The organism is Streptomyces sp. NPDC047043 (assembly GCF_040644055.1).
In the GTDB taxonomy this organism is placed as follows: Bacteria; Actinomycetota; Actinomycetes; order Streptomycetales; family Streptomycetaceae; genus Streptomyces.
The window spans coordinates 535,546-554,661 of the sequence record NZ_JBEYVO010000001.1 but is presented as its reverse complement, the minus strand read 5'-3'; the positions used below and the strand labels follow the sequence as shown (position 1 = coordinate 554,661).

19 protein-coding genes are annotated in these 19,116 nt (G+C 70.4%); 5 read left to right on the top strand and 14 right to left on the bottom strand.

Annotated features, from left to right (window positions below):
• Nucleotides 1–8: 8 nt before the first annotated feature.
• Nucleotides 9–755: a DUF2071 domain-containing protein gene (locus ABZ880_RS02700; RefSeq protein ID WP_361255622.1), complete on the bottom strand. Its 747-nt coding sequence runs from the start codon at nt 753–755 to the stop codon at nt 9–11.
• 79 nt (nt 756–834) lie between these two features.
• Entirely contained in the window at nt 835–1,833 is a 999-nt protein-coding gene (locus ABZ880_RS02695; RefSeq protein ID WP_361255619.1) for a LacI family DNA-binding transcriptional regulator, read from the bottom strand.
• Nucleotides 1,834–2,226: 393 nt separating this feature from the next.
• On the opposite strand from ABZ880_RS02695, the gene ABZ880_RS02690 reads away from it, so the two are divergent.
• On the top strand, nt 2,227–3,285 hold the full coding sequence (locus tag ABZ880_RS02690; protein ID WP_361255616.1) for a cellulase family glycosylhydrolase: 1,059 nt from the start codon (nt 2,227–2,229) through the stop codon (nt 3,283–3,285).
• A gap of 78 nt (nt 3,286–3,363) precedes the next feature.
• Here ABZ880_RS02690 and ABZ880_RS02685 read toward each other — a convergent pair whose 3' ends face one another.
• From ABZ880_RS02685 to ABZ880_RS02675, 3 genes are all read right to left on the bottom strand, one after another.
• A complete protein-coding gene (locus tag ABZ880_RS02685; RefSeq protein WP_361255613.1) occupies nt 3,364–4,170 on the bottom strand; it encodes an SAM-dependent methyltransferase in 807 nt (268 codons plus the stop codon).
• Nucleotides 4,171–4,267: 97 nt separating this feature from the next.
• Nucleotides 4,268–4,528 carry a DUF397 domain-containing protein gene (locus ABZ880_RS02680; RefSeq protein ID WP_361255875.1) on the bottom strand — a complete coding sequence of 87 codons (261 nt, stop codon included), beginning with the start codon at nt 4,526–4,528 and terminating at the stop codon, nt 4,268–4,270.
• A gap of 14 nt (nt 4,529–4,542) precedes the next feature.
• Nucleotides 4,543–5,421 carry a helix-turn-helix transcriptional regulator gene (locus tag ABZ880_RS02675; protein WP_361255610.1) on the bottom strand — a complete coding sequence of 293 codons (879 nt, stop codon included), beginning with the start codon at nt 5,419–5,421 and terminating at the stop codon, nt 4,543–4,545.
• Between the two features lie 189 nt (nt 5,422–5,610).
• On the opposite strand from ABZ880_RS02675, the gene ABZ880_RS02670 reads away from it, so the two are divergent.
• Nucleotides 5,611–6,051, top strand: a complete 441-nt coding sequence (locus tag ABZ880_RS02670) for an ATP-binding protein (protein WP_361255607.1) — start codon at nt 5,611–5,613, stop codon at nt 6,049–6,051.
• 11 nt (nt 6,052–6,062) lie between these two features.
• Here ABZ880_RS02670 and ABZ880_RS02665 read toward each other — a convergent pair whose 3' ends face one another.
• A complete protein-coding gene (locus tag ABZ880_RS02665; RefSeq protein WP_361255604.1) occupies nt 6,063–7,196 on the bottom strand; it encodes a GAF domain-containing SpoIIE family protein phosphatase in 1,134 nt (377 codons plus the stop codon).
• Between the two features lie 348 nt (nt 7,197–7,544).
• Between ABZ880_RS02665 and ABZ880_RS02660 the strand changes: the two genes are divergently transcribed.
• The gene (locus ABZ880_RS02660; protein WP_361255601.1) at nt 7,545–8,357 is read left to right on the top strand and encodes an SAM-dependent methyltransferase; all 813 of its coding nucleotides are present in this window, start codon (nt 7,545–7,547) and stop codon (nt 8,355–8,357) included.
• 18 nt (nt 8,358–8,375) lie between these two features.
• Here the strand turns inward: ABZ880_RS02660 and ABZ880_RS02655 are convergent, their stop codons facing one another.
• The 6 genes from ABZ880_RS02655 to ABZ880_RS02630 are packed head-to-tail and all read right to left on the bottom strand — an operon-like array spanning nt 8,376 to nt 15,072.
• Nucleotides 8,376–9,395 carry an oligopeptide/dipeptide ABC transporter ATP-binding protein gene (locus ABZ880_RS02655; protein WP_361255598.1) on the bottom strand — a complete coding sequence of 340 codons (1,020 nt, stop codon included), beginning with the start codon at nt 9,393–9,395 and terminating at the stop codon, nt 8,376–8,378.
• Nucleotides 9,392–10,426, bottom strand: coding sequence for an ABC transporter ATP-binding protein (locus ABZ880_RS02650; RefSeq protein ID WP_361255595.1), 1,035 nt, complete (start codon nt 10,424–10,426; stop codon nt 9,392–9,394). Before ABZ880_RS02650 ends, ABZ880_RS02655 begins: the two co-directional genes overlap by 4 nt.
• Nucleotides 10,419–11,387 carry an ABC transporter permease gene (locus ABZ880_RS02645; protein WP_361255872.1) on the bottom strand — a complete coding sequence of 323 codons (969 nt, stop codon included), beginning with the start codon at nt 11,385–11,387 and terminating at the stop codon, nt 10,419–10,421. Before ABZ880_RS02645 ends, ABZ880_RS02650 begins: the two co-directional genes overlap by 8 nt.
• A gap of 5 nt (nt 11,388–11,392) precedes the next feature.
• Nucleotides 11,393–12,418: an ABC transporter permease gene (locus ABZ880_RS02640; protein WP_361255592.1), complete on the bottom strand. Its 1,026-nt coding sequence runs from the start codon at nt 12,416–12,418 to the stop codon at nt 11,393–11,395.
• Nucleotides 12,415–14,139, bottom strand: a complete 1,725-nt coding sequence (locus tag ABZ880_RS02635) for an ABC transporter substrate-binding protein (protein WP_361255589.1) — start codon at nt 14,137–14,139, stop codon at nt 12,415–12,417. The genes ABZ880_RS02640 and ABZ880_RS02635 overlap by 4 nt, the downstream gene beginning before the upstream one ends.
• Before the next feature lie 36 nt (nt 14,140–14,175).
• A complete protein-coding gene (locus ABZ880_RS02630) occupies nt 14,176–15,072 on the bottom strand; it encodes a proline iminopeptidase-family hydrolase (protein ID WP_361255586.1) in 897 nt (298 codons plus the stop codon).
• Nucleotides 15,073–15,310: 238 nt separating this feature from the next.
• Here ABZ880_RS02630 and ABZ880_RS02625 point away from each other — a divergent pair, with 238 nt between their 5' ends.
• Both ABZ880_RS02625 and ABZ880_RS02620 read left to right on the top strand, forming a co-directional pair.
• Complete coding sequence (locus ABZ880_RS02625) at nt 15,311–16,078, top strand: FCD domain-containing protein (protein WP_361255583.1); 768 nt, start codon at nt 15,311–15,313, stop codon at nt 16,076–16,078.
• Between the two features lie 105 nt (nt 16,079–16,183).
• Nucleotides 16,184–17,035 carry an SMP-30/gluconolactonase/LRE family protein gene (locus tag ABZ880_RS02620; RefSeq protein ID WP_361255580.1) on the top strand — a complete coding sequence of 284 codons (852 nt, stop codon included), beginning with the start codon at nt 16,184–16,186 and terminating at the stop codon, nt 17,033–17,035.
• A 10-nt stretch (nt 17,036–17,045) separates the two neighbouring features.
• On the opposite strand, the gene ABZ880_RS02615 is transcribed toward ABZ880_RS02620, so the two are convergent.
• Nucleotides 17,046–18,218, bottom strand: coding sequence for a flavin-dependent monooxygenase (locus tag ABZ880_RS02615; RefSeq protein ID WP_361255577.1), 1,173 nt, complete (start codon nt 18,216–18,218; stop codon nt 17,046–17,048).
• 119 nt (nt 18,219–18,337) lie between these two features.
• Nucleotides 18,338–19,069 carry an HAD family hydrolase gene (locus ABZ880_RS02610; protein WP_361255574.1) on the bottom strand — a complete coding sequence of 244 codons (732 nt, stop codon included), beginning with the start codon at nt 19,067–19,069 and terminating at the stop codon, nt 18,338–18,340.
• Nucleotides 19,070–19,116 lie beyond the last annotated feature (47 nt).

Sequence of the window (19,116 nt, the reverse complement as noted above, 5' to 3'; positions counted from 1 at the left end):
CCGGGCCGTCACCGCCTGCGCGGCGTCAGGGCGGACGGTGTTCCGAATCGGACCGAGACTCCCGGCGAGTACAGGACGCTGACCGGCGGGTCCGCCATGCGGGGCAGCCCGGCCGCGGGGATCAAGTCGTCGTCCAGGTCGAGGAGTTCGGCCCGGTGCAGTGGCCAGGGTGCGTGTTCGTTCGGCAGGTGCACCGTGCGGCCGTGCCAGGTGACGTGCAGGCCCCACCGGGCGGTGAGGAAGCGTTCCAGGGCGGTGGGTTCGGCTATGGGGGCGCCGGTTCGCACCACGACCCGGCTGGTGGGTCCGCGGCCTGCCGGGCTTCCGCGTCGGCAGGTGTAGGTGATCCTGTTGTTGGCGTGGTGCAGGCGCATCGACGACCAGGTGTAGGGCAGTCGTACGCCGAACCGGCCCATCAGCACGGGCAGCAGCCGGGTCGCGTCCAGGGAGCGGAACACGACAGCGCGTCTGCCCTGGTCGTCCACGGAGTACAGCCGTACGTTCGTCTCGCAGAACGTGCCCAGGTACGGCAGACCGGGACCCGGTCCCAGGCCCACGCCGCGCATCAGGAAGGGGACCAGGCCGACGTAGGTGAGCCCGTCGAGGGTGTCCGGGCGGGTTCCGGACGGCAGCAGGCCGGCCACCCGCTCCGGCTCCACCGGCCAGTGCAGGAAGGTGAGTCGGTGCCAGCCCTGCACCAGTGTCGGCCGCCGCACGGGCCGTGGGGTGGACAGGGTGACCGGCTCGATCTTCATGCCCAGCCTTGTAGCACGGGAGCGTCGGCCGCCCGTTCGAAGAAGGCCGTGTCGTGCGGCTGTGTGCGCAACGGCACAGTCAGGCGCGGTGGTCGGGCGGTGGTGCGGTGCTGTCTCTGACCACCAGCGTGGTCGGGACGAGGTCGGTGCCGGGGCGGGGGCCGCCGCGGGCGCGGATCTGCTCGAGGGCGCCCTGGACGCAGCGGCGGCCCACCTCGGCGAAGTCCTGGTGGACGGTGGTCAGGGGCGGCACGAAGAAGGCCGCGTCGGGGATGTCGTCGAAGCCGACGACGCTGATGTCCTGGGGGACGCGGCGGCCGCGCTCGTGGAAGGCGCGCAGCAGACCGAGGGCCATCTGGTCGTTGGAGGCGAACACGGCGGTGCAGTCGGGCCGTTCGGCGAGCGCGAGACCGGCCGCGTAGCCGGACTCGGCCGACCAGTCGCCGTGCAGGGGCGGCGGCACCGGGCACCCGGCGTCTTCAAGGACCGTGCGCCAGGCCTGAGTTCGGCGCTGGCCGGCGAACGACGTCTCCGGGCCGGTCACATGCCATACGGTGCGGTGGCCCAGGCCGAGCAGATGGCTCACCGCCTTGCGGGCGCCGTCGGCCTGGTCGGTGTCGACCACGCCGTAGCGGTCGCCGGCGTCGGAGTCCACGACGACGACGTGCACGCCGGGCGGCAGCTGCACGGTGCCGGTGTCCAGCAGATGGATCTCCATGATGACGATGACGGCGTCCACCGCCAGCTCGCCCATGCGCGTGAAGGCGCCCAGCACGTTGTCCTGGGTCGGGACGTCGATGGGGATCAGGGTGATCGCGTAGCCCTCGGCCGCGGCATGCGTGGCGATCGCCTCCACGGTACGGCTGTTGCCCGTCGAGGACAGGCTGAACAGGATCACGCCGATGGTGTTGAACTGGCCGTAACGCAGCGCGCGCGCCGCGCTGTTGGGCCGGTAGCCCAGCTCCCGCATCGCCGCGAGGACCTGCTCCCGGGTCGCGGCGATCACCCCGGGATGCCCGTTGGAGACCCGGGACACCGTCTGCGACGAGACCCCCGCCAGCTTCGCGACGTCCGCCATCGACACTCGCTGCTTACGCCGCCCGCCGGGCACCCCGGACCCACCCCGCTGTGCACCGCCCACGGGCGCGGAAACCCGCTGCTCCGGCTCGTTCAGCCCCATCGCCGCATCACTCCCGCCTCCCTGGACCCACCGGATGTTACGCGTGGGACACCTTGACGGCCGCTGGGGCGGATGCCACGATTCCGACGCCTTCGAGTTTACGTAAACATCGCCGCGTGACCAGCCCGCCGGAGACCCCGGCAGCCCTTGTCGCACACAGGATGTTTACGTAAACACGCCGTGGTGGTCGGTGATGCAGGGAGGGCGGAAGGACCGGCACACCCCCCACGGCAGCTCCTGCACGCGCAGGCCCCCACGCGCCGAGCCGCCATCTCCTGAAAGGGCACGTTGATGCGCAAGACCCCCACCAGAAACCGCTTCACCCCCCGGCTGCGCGCCGCCTCCGTGGCGGTCGCGATCGCCGCGGTCAGCGGCACCACCCTGGCCGGCAGCCCCGCCTCCGCCGCCGCGCCGAAGACGGACACCACCCAGTTCAAGGGCGTCAACTGGGCCGACCCGCGCGACAATTACGCCGACGACCTGCTCCAGCTGTCCGGCCTGTCGACCTCCGACACCTACGCCCAGACCTATGCCAAGGCCAGCCGGGTCATCTCGGCGTTCCGTGCGAACCTCGGGGCCAACACCGTCCGCCTGCCCATCAACCCGTACACGGTCAACGGCTCCTACTGGAAGTCGTACCGCGGCGTCATCGACGCGGCGACGGACAAGGGCTTCAAGGTGATCGTGTCCTACTGGGAGGGCACCGGCACCCAGAAGGACGGCTTCATCGACGACGAGGCCACCTACTGGCCCATGTGGAACAACGTCGTCAAGGCGTACAAGGGCAACTCGAGGGTCTACTTCGAGCCGATGAACGAGCCGCACGGCTACACCGACACGCAGTGGGCCGACCTGGCCGTGAAGTGGCTGTCGACCTATCCCTCGGTCCCGCGCAACCGCGTGTTCGTCAGCGGCGCCGGCTACAACGACCACGTCACCTCGGTCTGCGCCGACCCGCGCCTGAAGGGCACGTACCTCTCGCTGCACCACTACGGCTTCTGGAAGGACTACGCGACCTACGACCAGTGGGTGGCCGACCTCAAGGAGCGCATCGGCGACTGCGCGAGCCGCACCGTCGCGGACGAGTTCGGTGCCCCGATGACCACGGGCCTGAACTACAACAAGCCCGACGCGACGAACAACTCGATCAACTTCATCCAGGCCGACACGGACACGTTCCGCAAGCTCGGCATGGGGTCCGTCTACTGGCCGGGCCTGCGCACCGACGACACGTACTCGATCCAGAAGCTGATCGGCGACGCCGCCAAGCCCTGGCTGGCCACCACCAACCAGTCCGGCGCCGACCGCCTCGCCTGGGCCTGGGGACGCGGCAAGGCCGTCCAGCCCTGACCGGCTCCCTGTTGGACCACCGGACGGCCCCGGCCCCGCTCACACCCGGGGCCGTCCGGCTCCATGCGGAGCCTGTGGCTACGGCTTGATGCCCACCCCGGTCCACAGGCTGACCTCGGCGTCCGTGGCATCGGAGTCGCCGTCCGGGCGCCAGCGGTGGCCGACCGCGATACCGGGCTCGAGCAGGTCGAGCCCGCTGAAGAAACGGGCGACGTCCTCCTGCGAGCGGAACTGCACCGGCGTCCCGGCATTGGTGTAGATGTCGGTGACCTTCTGCCAGGTGGCCGGGTCGAAGTCGGGCGTGCAGTGGCTCAGGGCCAGCGCGCTGCCCGAGGGGAGAACGGCCAGCAGACGCTCCACGATGCCGTACGGGTCCTGGGCGTCCGTCACGAAGTGCATCAGGGCGTTGAGGGACAGGGCCACGGGCCTGTCGAGGTCCAGGACCTCGGCCAGTGCGGGGGAGTCCAGCAGCGCGGCCGGGTCGTTGACGTCCGCCTCGATGTACGTCGTGCGGCCCTGGGCCGTGCTGCGCATCAGGCGCTCGGCGTACTTGAGGACGAGCGGGTCGTTGTCGGCGTAGACCACCCTGGCCTCGGGGACCACGGACTGGGCCACCTGGTGCAGGTTCGGCTCGGTGGGAATGCCGGTGCCGATGTCCAGCCACTGACGGATGCCGTGCTCCCGGGCGAGGACGCGGGTGGCGCGGTGCATGAACGCCCGGTTCTCGCGGGCGCACACGAAGATGGCCGGGTAGGCCGAGGCGACGGTCTCTGCGGCCTGCTTGTCGACGTCGAAGTGGTCCTTGCCGCCGAGGTAGTAGTCGTACATCCGGGCAGAGTGGGGCCTGCTGGTGTCAATGTCCCGCGCAGCGTGCGAGTTGGTCATCCTGTCCCTTTCGGTGCTGGGCGTGGGGGTGGGGCGGGCAGGTCGTCTCCGGGCGGCGGGTTGGGGTCCGTCCCGGTCGTGCCGGCGTTCTGGTGGTTCAGCCGGCCGTCAGATGGTCGGCGAGACCCCGCTTGACCCCCGCGACGAACGCGGTGATCTCCTCCGGGGTGTAGATCAGCGCGGGTCCGGCGGGGTCGGTCGACTGCCGCAGTGCCACGCGGCCGTCGGCGAGCTGTTTCGTCTGTACGCACTGGCCGCCGTTGGGGCCGCTCCAGGGAGACTCCCAGCCGTGCTCGCCCAGTTCCGTCGCGGGCATCCCGTTGTAGACGTGGCGGACCGTGCCGTCGGGGGTGGTCATGACGTCGGTGGTGGTCATGCGTACTCCTTGCGCATGCGGTGAAGGAGCGCCCTGCTGTCCGCGTCCGAGGTCAGCAGGGACATGCGGTTGTGGGCCTCGAGATGGGCCGCGACGTCCGAGCGCTGGTCCAGGTACATCGCGCCGGAGAGGATCTCGCTGTAGACGATGTCGGGCAGCTCCGGCTCCTCGAACCGGAAGTAGGTGAAGGGGGCGCACGCGCCGACGTGGGCGCCCGCGGTGAACGGCACGACGTCCACGCTGACGTGCGCCAGCTCCGAGACCTCCAGGAGCCGCTCGATCTGCTCCCGCATCACCTCGGGGCCGCCCACCACCCGGTGCAGCACGGCCTCCTCCAGCACCACCCACAGCGTGGGGGCGTCCGGTCTCTCGAGCAGGCTCTGGCGGCGCAGCCGCACGTCCACCCGCCGCTCGAGGTCCTCCTCGCTGCCGTTGGGTAAACCCCCGCGCAGTACCGCGCGCGCGTACCGGGGGGTCTGCAGCAGGCCCGTCACATAGTGGGGCTCGTACGTGCGCAGCGTCCTGGCCCCGGTCTCCAGGCTCACGTAGCCGCTGAACCAGCCGGGCAGCACATCGCGGTACATGTGCCACCAGCCGGGCTCGTTGGCCCGCTCGGCGAGGGCGACGAACTCGTCTATCTCCTGCCGGTCGGCGCCGTAGGTCTCGAGCAGCTTCTCCACGTAGAGGGGCTTGAGGGCGACCTCCGCCTTCTCCAGGCGGCGGATGGTCAGGGACTTCACCCGCAGCGCCCTGGCCGCCTCCTCCAGTGACACGCCCGCGTCCTGGCGGCGCTCCTGCAGCCGCCGGCCGAGGATCATGCGCAGCACGGTGGGCGCGCTGGATCCGCTGCCCGTGCCCGGACGACCTTCGCTCACGCCCTACCTCCTGAGGGACCGTCACCGATACCACAATGACGTCGACTTGATGATGTCGCCAGACGGATACCGGCTCTATGAAATTATCAGGCAGCCGGTTGCAGCTTGAACTCGCCTGCGAGCATAGTTACTTGTGTGAATCGTTTCGACGGTCACAGCGCGCCCGTCCCCCACGGAAGGCCAACTGCCGTGTCCCCCCACACGACTTCCTCCCCACAGCTCTTAGACGTCTCGAGCCCGGACCGCACCCACTGGCTGGAAATCCCGGCCCGCCGCTCCAGTGTCAGGATCGCCCGCCGCTCCCTGGGCGCACGGCTGAGCGCCTGGAGCCTGCCGGGCGAACTGTGCGCGGACGCCGTCCTGCTCGTGTCCGAACTGGCCACCAACGCCGTACGGCACACATTCAGCGCGCGCATCCTGTGCGGCATCGGGATGGTCACGGACGGCCTGCTCCGCCTCGAGGTGCACGACCACGACCACACGGGCCGCGGCCTGCCCCGCTGCGAGCCCGGCCCCGACGACGAGGGCGGCCGCGGCCTGCTCCTCGTCGAGGAACTCGCGGACACCTGGGGGGTGGACCGATCCAGACTCACCGGCGGCAACGCGGTGTGGGCGAACCTGAAGGCCTGAGCAGAGGCCCGCTAGTCCTTCGCGGGCGTCAACTCGGCAAGCAGCAGGGTGCGGTCGTCGGCGCCGGTCGTGGCGGAGGGGGTGTCCAGCAGCCGTCCGCACAGGGACTGGAGGGGGTCCTGGCCGTCGGTGACGGGCTCGGCGGCTGCCGTGTCCAGGGCGCGGGCGAGGCGGGTGATCTCGTGGTCGATGTCGGCGTCGCGGGACTCGACCAGGCCGTCGCTGTAGAGCACGAGCAGGGCCGGTTCGGGCACGGTCAGCACGGTCGCCTCGTAGCTGCCCGTGCCGAGGCCGAGGGGCAGGCCCGGGCTGGCCAGCGCGACCGGCGCGGTCCGGCCGTCGGGGCCGCGCAGCAATGGGGGAGGGTGGCCGGCTCCGACCAGGGTGCAGGTGTGCTGCCGGGGGTCCCACTCGGCGTAGATGCAGGTCGCGAAGGAGGCGCCCGGGGTGTCGCTGGCGAGTGCGTCCAGGCGCCGTACGAGATCGGCCGGCGGGATGTCCAGGCCCGCCAACGTACGGACCGCGGTGCGCAGTTGGATCATCGCGACCGCCGACTCCGGACCGTGCCCCATGGCGTCCCCGACGACCAGACTGACCCGGTCGCCCGGACGCCTGAGCACGTCGAACCAGTCACCGCCGATGATGTTGCCCTGCCCGGCCGGCAGACAGCCGTGGGCGATGCGGCACCCCTCGGCCTCCCGGACCGTGCCGGGCAGCAGGCTGCCCCGGATGGCCAGGGCGGTGCGGCGCTCGCGCTCGTAACGGCGCGCGTTGTCCAGCGCTATGGCGGCCCGGGCGGCCAGCCACTCCACGGCCGCGATGTCTCCCGGGCTGAAGGGGCCCCTGTCCTTGCCGCGCGAGCAGACGACGAAACCGACGGCGGTGCCGCGCAGTTGAATCGGGACGACGGCGAACGAAGCCACGCGCAGAAGCTCCTCGATCCGCGCGTCCCCGCCCCCGGAGGCGACCAGCCGCTCGGACGTGTACGTGTCGACCGAGTCGAGCAGCTGTGTGTGCCCGGTGGCGAGAGCACGGGCATACGGCGTCTCGCGTGGGAAGACGAGCACCTCGCCGACCGGCAGCACGCCCGCCCAGTCCTCCAGGGCGTCCGTGCCGACGCGCACGGCCAGGCGGCGCGCCTCCACCTTGGGCGGGTCCGCGACGGCGTACGCGTTCTCGTCGCGCAGCCAGCGCTCCAGCAGATGGACGGATGCGGCGTCGCAGAATCCGGGGGTCAGCGCGTGGACGACATGGCTGCCGGTCAGCCGCAGGTCGAGTTCCGAGCCGATGGCGTCGGCCGCCGGGGAGAAGGCCGACCGACGGGGTGAAGGCAGGGCGGCAGGGATCGCGTCGGTGCGGCTGCGCGATTCGTTGCGCAGGGTCGTGCCTTTCCGGGTGGGGGTCCGGCGGTACGGCGGGACGGGCGGCTCGCCGTGCGTCGTCGGTAACTATATGATGACGTGTCAAGGCCCCTGGTGAAAGAGGGAGTTGCGGTGCCCGACAGCGAAGGTCTCCCGTCGGGGACCGATCCGGACAAGGCGAGCGTCGCCCGGGTGTACGACGCCCTGCTGGGCGGCGAGCACCACTTCGCCATCGACCGGGAGGCGGTGGCCGCCATCACGGCCATCGAGCCCCAGGCACGCACCCTGGCCCGGGCCAACCGCGCCTTCCTCGGCCGGGCCGTGCGCTTCCTGGTCGAGTCCGGGATACGGCAGTTCATCGACCTCGGCTCGGGCATCCCCACCCAGGGCAACGTGCACGAGGTGGCGCAGGCGGCCAGCCCCGGGACGCGGGTGGTCTACGTCGACAACGACCCCGTGGCCGTGGCGCACAGCGCGTCCCTGCTCGCCGACAACCCCGACGCGGACATCGTCGACGCCGACATCCGGCGGCCGGCCGACGTCCTGGCCTCCCCGCAGGTGCGCAAGCTGATCGACTTCGACCAGCCGGTCGCCGTACTCATGAACGCGATCCTGCACTTCGTCACACCGGAGGAGGACCCCGTCGGCCTGGTGGCCGCTTTCCGGGACGTCCTGCCGGAGGGCAGCTTCCTGGCCATGTCGCACGGCACGCACGAGGACCGCCCGGACACGGCCGACGCGGTGAGCAAGCTGTACAAGTCCAGGGCCACCTCGCCGGTCACCACCCGCTCCCACGACGAGATCCTCGAACTCTTCACCGGCTTCGACCTCGTGGAACCAGGCCTGGTCCACCTCCCCCTGTGGCGCCCGGACCCGGACGACCTGATCCCGGACAACCCGAAGGAGTACTGGGTGTACGTGGGAGTCGGCCGCAAGGGTCCGTAGGCGCGGCCGGTCAGCCGGTCAGCCGGTCAGTGGGTAGTGGCAGGCGACGTGGCGGCCGGCGGGCGTCGGAGTGATCCGGGGGCGCTCCACGGCGCAGGGCTCGCGTGCGTACGGGCAGCGGGTGCGGAAGGGGCAGCCCGTCGGCTTGTCCACCGGGTTGGGCACCTCGCCGGTGAGGACGATGCGTTCCCGGGGCGGTGCGTCCGCCGCGCTGCCGTCGTCGATGTCCGGCACCGCGGACAGCAGTGCCTGGGTGTAGGGGTGGGCCGGGGCCTCGAACAGGGCCTCGGCATCGGCGAGTTCGACGATCTCGCCGAGGTACATGACGGCGATGCGGTCCGACACGTGGCGGACCACGCCGAGGTCGTGCGCGATGAAGACATAGGTGAGCGCGAACTCCTCCTGGAGGTCGGCGAAGAGGTTCAGCACCTGGGCCTGGATCGACACGTCGAGCGCGGACACCGGCTCGTCGGCGACGATCAGCTTCGGGTTCGTGGCCAATGCCCGGGCGATTCCGATGCGTTGGCGCTGACCGCCGGAGAACTCGTGCGGATAGCGGTCCAGATGCGCCGCTGCCAGTCCTACGACGTCGAAGAGCTCGGCGACCCGGCGACGGACCGCGGCTGCGTCGCCGTAGCGGTGCACCAGCAGGGGCTCGGCCACGATGTCCCCGGCGCGGCGGCGGGGGTTGAGCGAGGCCTGCGGGTCCTGGAAGACCAGCTGCATGCCCGGGCGCACGGGCCGCAGTCGGCGCGTGGACAGGGTGCTGATGTCCTGCCCGTCGAACTCGACCCGCCCGCCGGTGAGTTCGGTGAGCCGGACCAGGCAGCGGCCCAGGGTGGACTTGCCGCAGCCCGACTCGCCGACGATACCGAGGGTCTCCCCGGTGCGGACGTCGAGGGACACTCCGTCCACGGCGCGCAGGACCTTGCGGCGCCGGGCGAGCGGGTAGTGCTTGGTGACGTCCGTGGCGCGCAGCAGGACGTCGCCCGCGGGAGGCGCATCCTCGTCCACTGCCACGATGTCCTGTGCCGTCACGTCGCCGCCTCCGTGTTGATGTCCGCCGGGCCGGTCGCCGCCGCCCGTGCCGTCAGGCGCAGTGCCGCGCGGTCGTCCGGCGGCAGCCAGCAGGCGTCGCGATGGGTGTCGCCGGAGAGCGCGGGGCGCTCCTCGCACCGCTCGTGACGCAGCCGGCAGCGCGGTGCGAACGCGCACCCCTCCGGCAGGCTGCCGGGCGATACCGGCATGCCCGCGATGGTGGGCAGCCGCCGCAGCCGGGGGCCGCCGACGCGGGGCACCGAGTCCAGCAGACCCCAGGTGTAGGGGTGCCGCGGGCCGTGGAACACCGCCCGGCGCGGGCCCTCCTCGGCCGCCCGGCCGCCGTACATCACCAGGACCCGGTCGGCGATCTGGGAGACCACCCCCATGTCGTGCGTGATGAGCACGACGGCCGCACCGCCCGCGTTCAACTCCCGCATCAGGTCCAGGATTTGGGCCTGGACGGTGACGTCCAGCGCGGTCGTCGGCTCGTCGGCGATCAGCAGCGCGGGGCTGCAGGAGAGGGCCATCGCGATGACCGCCCGCTGGCGCATGCCGCCGGAGAACTCGTGCGGGTAGGCGTTCACCCGGGAGGCCGCGTCGGGGATGCCGACGTCGGAGAGCAACTGGACCGCGCGGGCCTGCGCCGCCTTGCGGGAGACCTGCTCGTGTGCCCGTATCTGCTCGGCGATCTGCCAGCCGACCGTGTACACCGGGGTCAGCGCGGTCATCGGGTCCTGGAAGACCATGGCGATCTCCCGGCCCCGTATCGCCCGCATCTCCTTGTCCGCAAGAGTGAGCAAGTCGCGTCCGCGGAAGTGGACTTCGCCCGACACGGTGACGTTGGGGTTGGTCAGCAGGCGCAGTACGGCCAGCATCGACACGCTCTTGCCGGAGCCCGACTCGCCCACCACGCCCAGGACTTCGCCGGGTGCGACGGTGAAGGAGAGGCCGTCGACGGCCGTGACCGGGCCGGTGCGGGTGCGGAAGCTGATCCGCAGGTCGCGTACGTCCAGCAGGGGTTCAGGCATGGCGGGCCCTCGGGTCGAGTCGCGCGTACAGGATGTCCACCAGGGCGTTGGCGAGGACCACGAAGAACGCCGCGTACAGGACGGTCCCCATGATCACGGGCAGGTCGAGGTTCTGCAGGGCGTCGTAGGTGAGCTTGCCGATGCCGGGCAGGCCGAAGACCACCTCGGTGAGCAGCGCGGCGCCGCCCACGAGGGCGCCGAAGTCCAGGCCGAACAGCGACACGATCGGGATGAGTGAGCAGCGCAGGGCGTGGCGCAGCAGGATTCGGCGTTCGGACAGGCCCTTGGCGCGGGCCGTGCGGACGTAGTCCTCGTTGAGGGCGGTGATGACCTCGCCGCGCAGGAGGCGGGCGTAGATCCCGGCGTACAGCAGGGCCAGGGTCAGCCAGGGGAAGAGCATGTGCAGCGCCCACTGGCCGGGGTCCTGGCTCAGGCCGACGTAGCCGGGCGGCGGCACCCAGGAGAAGACCGAACTGTGCAGCTGTTTCTGGGTGATGAGGTTGACGACCTCACCGAGCCAGTAGGCGGGCAGCGAGACGCCGACCACGCCCACGAGCATGATCAGCGGGTCGGCTGCCTTGCCGCGCAGGGTCGCGGCGGCGGTGCCCATGAGGATGCCGGCGACCATCCAGATCACCGCGGCGCCGACTACCAGCGACAGGGTCACCGGGGTGGCCTGCACGATCTGCGGGATGACGCGGGCGCCGCGGTTGACGAAGGACTCCAGGTCGCGGTCGATCAGGAGGTGACGCATCATCAGCAGATAGCGGATCGGCATCGGGCGGTCGAGGCCGAAGGAGTGCCGCACCTGGGCGAGGGTGGCGGGGTCGGCGTTGCGGCCCGCGATGCGTGCGGCGGGGTCGACTCCCGGGGTGGCGAAGAAGATCAGGAACACCAGGACGCTGATCGCGAACATCACCAGCAGGGCCGAGGCGAACCGCTTGAGGGCGAAGGAGAGCATGCGCGTCACACCCCTCCGCGCAGCCGGGCGCTCGGGTCGAGCGCGTCGCGCACCCCGTCGCCCAGGACGTTGAGGGCCGCCGTGGTCAGCGCGATCAGCAGACCGGGGGCGATCGTCACCGTCGGGCGGGTGTAGAGCAGGCCCAGACCGTCCTCGATGATCGTGCCCCAGCTCGCGTCGGGCGGTTGCACGCCGACCGACAGGAAGGACAGCGCCGACTCGGTGAGCATGGCCAGCGCGGTCATCAGCGGGACGAAGACGATCGCCGTCGGCAGTACGTTCGGCAGCACCTCGCGGCGCAGGATGCGCGCGGTGGGGGCGCCGGAGCCGACGGCCGCGTGGATGAACTCCTTGTTGCGCAGCACCAGCACCTGACCGCGCAACGGCCGTGCGATGTACGGGACATAGATCGCCGCGATGATCGCGACGGGCAGCCAGAGGCTTCCCGCGTCGACGGTGAGCGGGCCCAGCCTGAGCCCGTTGGTGAGCAGCACCACCGACAGACAGATGGCCAGCAGGTACACCGGGAACGCCCAAATGACGTCCAGGATCCGGGAGATGACGGAGTCCACGACGCCGCCCGCGTACCCGGCGACGACCCCGACGGCCGTACCGACGACGCAGGTGAGCAGGGCCGCGGTGACGCCGATGAACAGGCTCGTGCGGCCGCCGTAGAGCAGGCGGGCCATGACGTCGCGGCCCTGGTTGTCGGCGCCGAGGAAGTAGTGGGCGGGATCCCAGGTCGGGCCGATGGGTGTGACGCCGAGGCCGAGGCCGGTGCTGCTGGGGGTGAGCACCGGCACGGTCTTGCCGTCGACGACCGTGCTGCCGGAGACATGGGACTGGAAGGGGTCGGTGTGGGCGATGTGGGCCGCGTACAGCGGCGCGCACAGGGTGGCCACGACGACGATCAGCAGGACGACGGCCGCGGCCAGCGCCGACCTGTTGCGCACCAGGTCGGCGGCGGCCGTCCGCCAGGGGCCCGGCGAGCGCCGGGCGTCAGCGGTCAACAGGGGCTGGGCGCTGGTCACTTGACCCACAGCTGCCCGACGAGCATGTAGAACTGCTTGCTGAACTGGTAGTTGCCGACCCGCTTCGAGGTGAAGTCGACGAGCTTGGGATTGATCAGCGGGACGACCGGCGACTCGGCCATGATCTGCTGGTCGACTGCGCCCCACTGCTGGTCGGCGCTCTTCTGGTCGGTCTGCGCGGTCTTCAGCGCCGTGTGCATCTTCGCGTCGATGCCCTTGTCGCAGAAGCCGGAGATGTTGATGCTCGAGTCGCTGCCGGGGTGGAACGAGGCGCAGGACAGCAGCACGTTGAGGAAGTCCGAGGCCGCCGGATAGTCCTGGTACCAGGACGTCAGCGCCAACTGGACCTTGTTCTTGGTGTTCTGGATGTAGGTGAACTGGATGTTCGGCGACAGCGGCTTGAGCTTCGCCTTGTAGCCGAGCTGGGTGAGCAGGCTCTGCAGGTACTGCCCGATCGACTTGTTGACGTCGTCGTCCTGGACGACGATGCCGACTTCCTGCCCGGCCGTGCCGGACTTCTTCACCAGCTCCTTGGCCTTGGCGAGGTCCGCGGCCTTCCAGGTCGTGCCGCCGCCCTTGGTGTATTCGCACGAGTCGACGTGCCCGGGGAAGCCCGGCGGCAGGACGGTGCACGCGGGAGAGGCGAGGTTGGTGCCGCCGTACAGCCGCACCACGGCGGCCCGGTCGACCGCGTAGTTGATCGCCTGGCGCGCCAACTTGTTGTTGAACGGCGCCATGTTGACGTTCAGCGTTGCGTACCAGAACGCGGTCAGCGGGTTCACATGCGTCTGCGACGCGTACTTGGTTCCCATCTCGCCCAGCCGGTCGGTGGGCGGCGCGTCGAACATCCAGTCCGCCTGGCCGTTCTCGACGGCGGTGACCTCGGACTCGACGGTCTGCCCGAAGGTGTAGTCGATGACGTCCGGATAGCCCTGCGGCGACGCCTGCCGCGACCACTCCTTGAAGTGCGGGTTGCGTACGAGCTTCAGCTCGCGGTTCGGGTCGTAGGAGGCGGCCGTGTACGGGCCGGTCGACGGCAGCGGCTTGGTCCCGGCGTCCTTCGTGGGCGAGTCCTTGGGTACGACGCTGGCGTGCGGGACGGCCAGCTTGTACGGGAACTCGGGATCCGCGGCGGTGAGGTTGATGGTGACCGTGTTGGTCTTGGCGTCGCCGATCACGCCCTTGGACAGAGTGCAGGAGGCCGGCTTCTTGATGCAGGCGTCGGCGCCGACGATGCCGTTGTAGAAGGTGCCGGCGGTGGGGCTGGAGACCTTGAAGATGCGCTGGAAGGACGCCACCACGTCATCGGTGGTCAGCGCCTTGCCGTTGGAGAACGTGATGCCCTTGCGAAGGGTGAAGGTGTACGTCTTGCCGCCGTTGGTCACCTTCGGCATCGCCGCGGCCAGGTCCGGGACGACGGTGAACGACTCCTGCCCGCCGACCTTCTTGAACGAAAGCAGCCCGTCGTACATGGACTGGTACAGCTGCCAGTACTGGAGCGTGTAGTTGACCTGCGGGTCGAGGGTGCCCGCGGCCGCGTGGGCGATCAGCTTGAGGGTGCCGCCCTTGTGCTGCGGCTGGAAGGCGGAGGACCCGGAGCCGGAGGAGGACGCGCTCGGATTGTCGGAGGAGCCGCTGTCGGAGGACGAACAGGCGGCGGCGGTCAGGGCGAGGGCGACGGTGGCGGCGGCGAGCGCGCCCCGTCTGGTGCTGCGGGACATCGCAATGAACTCCCGTCGGGGGAACGGCCGTTGGGGTCAGTCGGTGGAGTCGAGGAAGGAGCCCACGACCCGGAGGTAGAGCTCCTCCTCCTCGACGTGCGGCATGTGGCTGGAGCGCTCGAACATGTGCCAGCGCACATCGGGGATGTGGTCGGCGAAGGGGCGCAGGGTCTCCGGGGTCGCCTCGTCGTAGCGGCCGGACACCAGCAGGGTCGGTACGTCGATCAGATGCAGCCGGTCGATGACGGACCAGTCCTTGAGCGTGCCGACGACATGGAACTCGTTCGGCCCGTTCATCGTGTGGTACACGGTCGGATCGGCCGCGATGTTGTCCCAAGTGGCCTGTACTTCGGGCGGGTTGGGCGTCACACGGCACACGTGGCGATCGTTGAAGACCTGCTCGGCCGCGCGGTAGTCGGGGTCGTCGGTCGTGCCGGCGGTCTCGTGGGCGAGCAGGGTGTGCTGGACCTCCGGTGGCAGCTCGGCGCGCAGTTCGGCCGCCGCCTTGAGCCACAGCTCCATGGACGCGGGGGAGTTGGCGATGACCAGACCCCGCAGTCCCGGCGGTCGCCGTACGGCGTGTTCGGCGGCGAGCATGCCGCCCCAGGACTGGCCGAGCAGGTGGTAGCCGTCGGCGATGCCCAATGCCTCGAGGAGGTTGTCGAGTTCGTCGAGGAAGAGCTGGACGGTCCAGAAGTCGGCGCCCTTGTCGGGCAGATGGGTGGACAGTCCGGTGCCGAGCTGGTCGTAGTGCACCACGGGGCGGCCCTGGTGGGCGATGCCTGCGATGCGGAGCGTGTAGTTGTGGCCGGCGCCGGGTCCGCCGTGCAGGACCACCAGGGGTGTCCGGCCCGGTTCGCCCGTGATCCGGTACCAGGTGGAACAGCCGTTGAAGTCGACGGTTCCGGTGTGGTTCGGTTCGGGGATCGCCACGAGGAAGCCTCCCAGAAGGCCGGAACGAACCGGCCGCCTGCTGAAACGGGGTGGGTGTGACGGATGGGTGAGATAGTGATTGGGTAAATGGTCAGCGCACAAGACCTTTTAGCGGGGCCGGGCCAAGAAGTAACGGTGTGTTTACGTGGCCGGTGTGCGTTAACAGAAGCGGCGAGCAAGGGGGAACCAGCTGACATCCGTACCTGAGGCATCCGAACCCGGGGGCGAGTTCTCGCGGGTGCTCGACCGTGTCCTCCTCGGGGGCGCGCCCTCGCCCGGACTGCGCCCGGTGCGCGTGGCGTCCGCCGTCGACGAGGTCTCCGACCGGCTGCTCACCGCGATCGCCGTGGGAGACTTCCTGCCCGGCGAACGGCTGCCCGTGGAACGGGAGTTGATCCAGCTGCTGCGAGTCAGCCGGCCCACCGTGCGTGAGGCGATCGCGCGTCTGCAGGCCGTCGGCGTCGTCGAGATCCGCCGGGGCCGCAACGGCGGGGCCTACGTCCGCGACAGCTGGACCGAGTCGACCGCGGCCGCGGTGCGCCACACACTCGTGCCCCGCTGGGAGGAGTTCGAGCAGCTCTTCGACCTGCGCGGGCTGGTGGAGGGCATGGTGGCCGCGACGGCGGCCCGGCGCCGCTGCTCCGAGGACGTCGACTCCATGCGGGAGGCCCTGACCGCCTACCTGTCCGCCCGCACACCGCGCGACGAACAGACCGCGGACAGCGCCTTCCACCAGGCCGTGCGCACCGCCACGGGCAACCCGCAGATCGTCATGCTCAGCCGCGACCTGCTCGCCCGGATCAGCCTCGGCTTCCCCGTCGAGCCCTGGGGCAAGGGCGAACGGACCGACTTCCACCGCGGCGGCGAGGACCACAAGGCGCTCTACGAGGCCATCGCGGCCGGCGAGCCCGAGCGGGCGGAGGAGATCGCCCGGCAGCACTTCATGATCAGCGCCGAGATGATCCGTGACGTGCTGGACCGGGTCCGGGGCGTGGAGCCGTCCTGAGGGTGATGCTTGTCGACGAGACGGTCATGTCTGTCGATTCGGCGGGCCGCTCTTCGTGTAGAGGGTGAGAGGCCGGCGCCGGGCCGGCCCGAGCGAAGGGTTGTGATGACGATGGCCGAGGCGTCCACGCTGCTCACCGGCCGGGGTCTGGTCGAGTCACCGCGGTGGCACGGCGACCGGCTGTACTTCTCCGACTGGACCGCCGGCGAGGTCGTTGCCGTAGACCTGGCGGGCCGCAGCGAGGTCGTCGCCCGGGTGGCGTCCCTGCCGTTGTGCACCGCCTGGCTCCCCGACGACGACCGCCTGCTGATCGTCTTCTCCGCCGAGGGGCGGCTGCTGCGCCGCGAGCCCGACGGCAGCCTCGTCACCCACGCCGAGCTCGGCGCGGCCGGCTGGAACGACATCGTGGCGGACGGTCGCGGCAACGTCTATGTCAACCGCGTGGGCTTCGACCCGACGGCCGGGCAGGACGTCAAGCCCGGTGCCGTGCACCTGGCCGGCCCCGACGGCAAGGTGCACGAGGTGGCGGACGACATCGCCTTCCCCAACGGCATGGCGCTCACCGCGGACAACTCCACGCTGATCGTCGCTGACTCCTACCGCCACCAACTCGTCGCCTTCGACATCGACGCGGACGGCAGCCTCTCCCGGCGGCGCGTCTGGGCCGACCTGGGCGAGGGCACACCGGACGGCATCTGCACCGACGCCGAGAACGCCGTGTGGTACGCCGACGTACCCAACCGGCGGTGCGTACGCGTCGCCGAAGGCGGCACCGTCCTGGACACCGTGCCGCTGGACCGCGGAGCCTTCGCCTGCGCGCTCGGCGGCCCCGAGGGCAGGACGCTGTTCATCACGGCCGCACGATGGCAGGGCATGACCGAGTCCGAGATGGTGGCGCCCGGAAGCGGTCAGGTGCTCACCGTTCCGGTCGAGGTGCCGGGAGCGGGCCGGCCGTAGCAGCCGCTGGTCACAGGAACGGCGTGCCCGCATCCAGTCCCGACAGCACCCGGCCGTACAACTCCAGGTTGGTCGCGGGATTGACGAAGGAGTGCAGGTTCAGGGCGGCCACATCCCGCACCGCCCGCTGAATGGGCACCTCCCGGTGCAGCGACGACGCCCCGGACGCGGAGGCGATCAGGTCCACGGCCTCCTTGCACAGCCGCGCCACATAGCCGCTCTGCGCCCGGATCCTGGCCCGCTCCTCCTCCGAGTACGGCTCGCCGGCCTCGATACGGGCGACGAAATCGCGCGTCAGCAGTTCGGCGCAGGAGATCTTCATCGCCGCCTCGGCCGCCTGGAGATGGGTGACCGTCGCCTCGCTCTGCCTCTTGTGGAAGGTGTACGTGATGCCCCGCCGATGGATCCGCTCGCTGAACTCCTCCAGCGCCCCGCGTGCCAGACCGAGGGCGTTCGGTGCCGTCCAGGCGCAGAACAGCAGCAGGACGGGCATCCGGTAGAACGGGTCGTCGGCGTTGGACTTGGAGGGGAACTCGCCGTTCAGGAGAGGCCCGACGGGCAGCACACGGTGTGCGGGCACGAAGACGTCACGGGCCACCACGCTGTTGCTGCCGCTGCCCGCAAGCCCGGAGACATGCCAGTCGTCGAGGATCTCCAACTCGGCCATGGGTACGGCGGTCCACAGCGCCTCGGGCGGGCCGTCACCGGATTCGACGCGGGCCGTCAGCAGGTGCCAGTCCGCGTGCCGGCAGCCGGTCGCGAAGCCGGACGTGCCGTTGACGACGTAGCCGTCGTCCGTGGCGACCGCGGTGGCGTCCGGGATGAGGGTGCCGCCGACCCGTACGTCGGGACTGGTGAAGATCTCGTCCTGCGCCTCGTCGGGGAAGAGCGCCGCGATGAACGCGCAGCCGGCCTGGATCAGCGTCGCGAAGGCGGTCGAGCCGCACGCGGCGGCGACCTCTGCCAGCGCGCTCACCTGGAGGCTCGGCCGGGTCTGGTAACCGCCGTACCGCCGTGGGACGTTCATCCGGTAGATCCCGGCCTCCGTCAGCGCCGCGACGACCTCGTCCGGCACCCGCCGCTCCTGCTCGGTGCGCAGCGCGTGCTCGCGGATGAACGGACGTAGTGCTCGCGCGCGTTCGACGATGCCGGTGTCGGAGTGGGGCGCTGACGACGGAGCCATGGCGGACCTCCGGGCAGGCACGACGGAACCCCACCGTTTCGCGGATCGGTGGGAGTGTCAACGGCCCCTGGTGCACCGGGAGTTGACCTCCGCATTTGGAACCCGGCCATGAGGTCCGGTCAGGCGTTCGTGCGTGACATGTGGTCGGGGAGGTCGGTGAGCCGTTCGATGCGGAGCACCGTCTCGTCCGCCGTCGGCGTTGGTCCACCGGTGACGAAGTCGATGCCGCGGTCCAGCCAGATGCCGGTGAGCCCGGCGAGGGCGGCCGCGTTCACATCGCTTTCCAGCATGTCGCCCACGTTGACCGCCTGCGCGGGGTCCGTCCGCATCCACCGGCAGGCGTTGGCGTAGGCGACGGGTTTGGCGGCACCGAGCTCGGTCGGAGTCAGGACGGCTTCGAAGTAGTCGAGGAGGCCGAAGTGGGCGAGTTTGGCGCGCTGTTGCTCGGGGTCGCCGTTGGTGAGAACGGCCAGGCGCGGTCTTCGGGGAAGCCGTTTCAGGGTCTCCAGGCAGGGCTGGACATCGGGGTAGCACCGCCAGGACTCCTCGAATGCGGTGAGGTAGCGCTCGGCGATCCAGGCGTCCAGAAGGGCGGGACTTTCCGGGACCGGCTCGCCGAGCATGGGCAGGAAGGAACGGAGCCTGCGTCGGTGGTGCTCGGCGAAGGAGCACTGACCGGCCAGGTATTCCCGCATGTGGCGCGCCTCCAGCGTCCACCACAGCGTCACCAGCTCTTCCGGTGGGGCCGTCGCGTTCGGCGCGGCCCGGACGATCTGGCCGATCGCTTCCCACACTGCGCTTCGATGATCGACCAGGGTGCCGTCCAGATCGAAGAAGACCACATCCGCCATAGGATGATCATCTCGTGACGCTTGTCCCCGACGCCACACGGTGGACC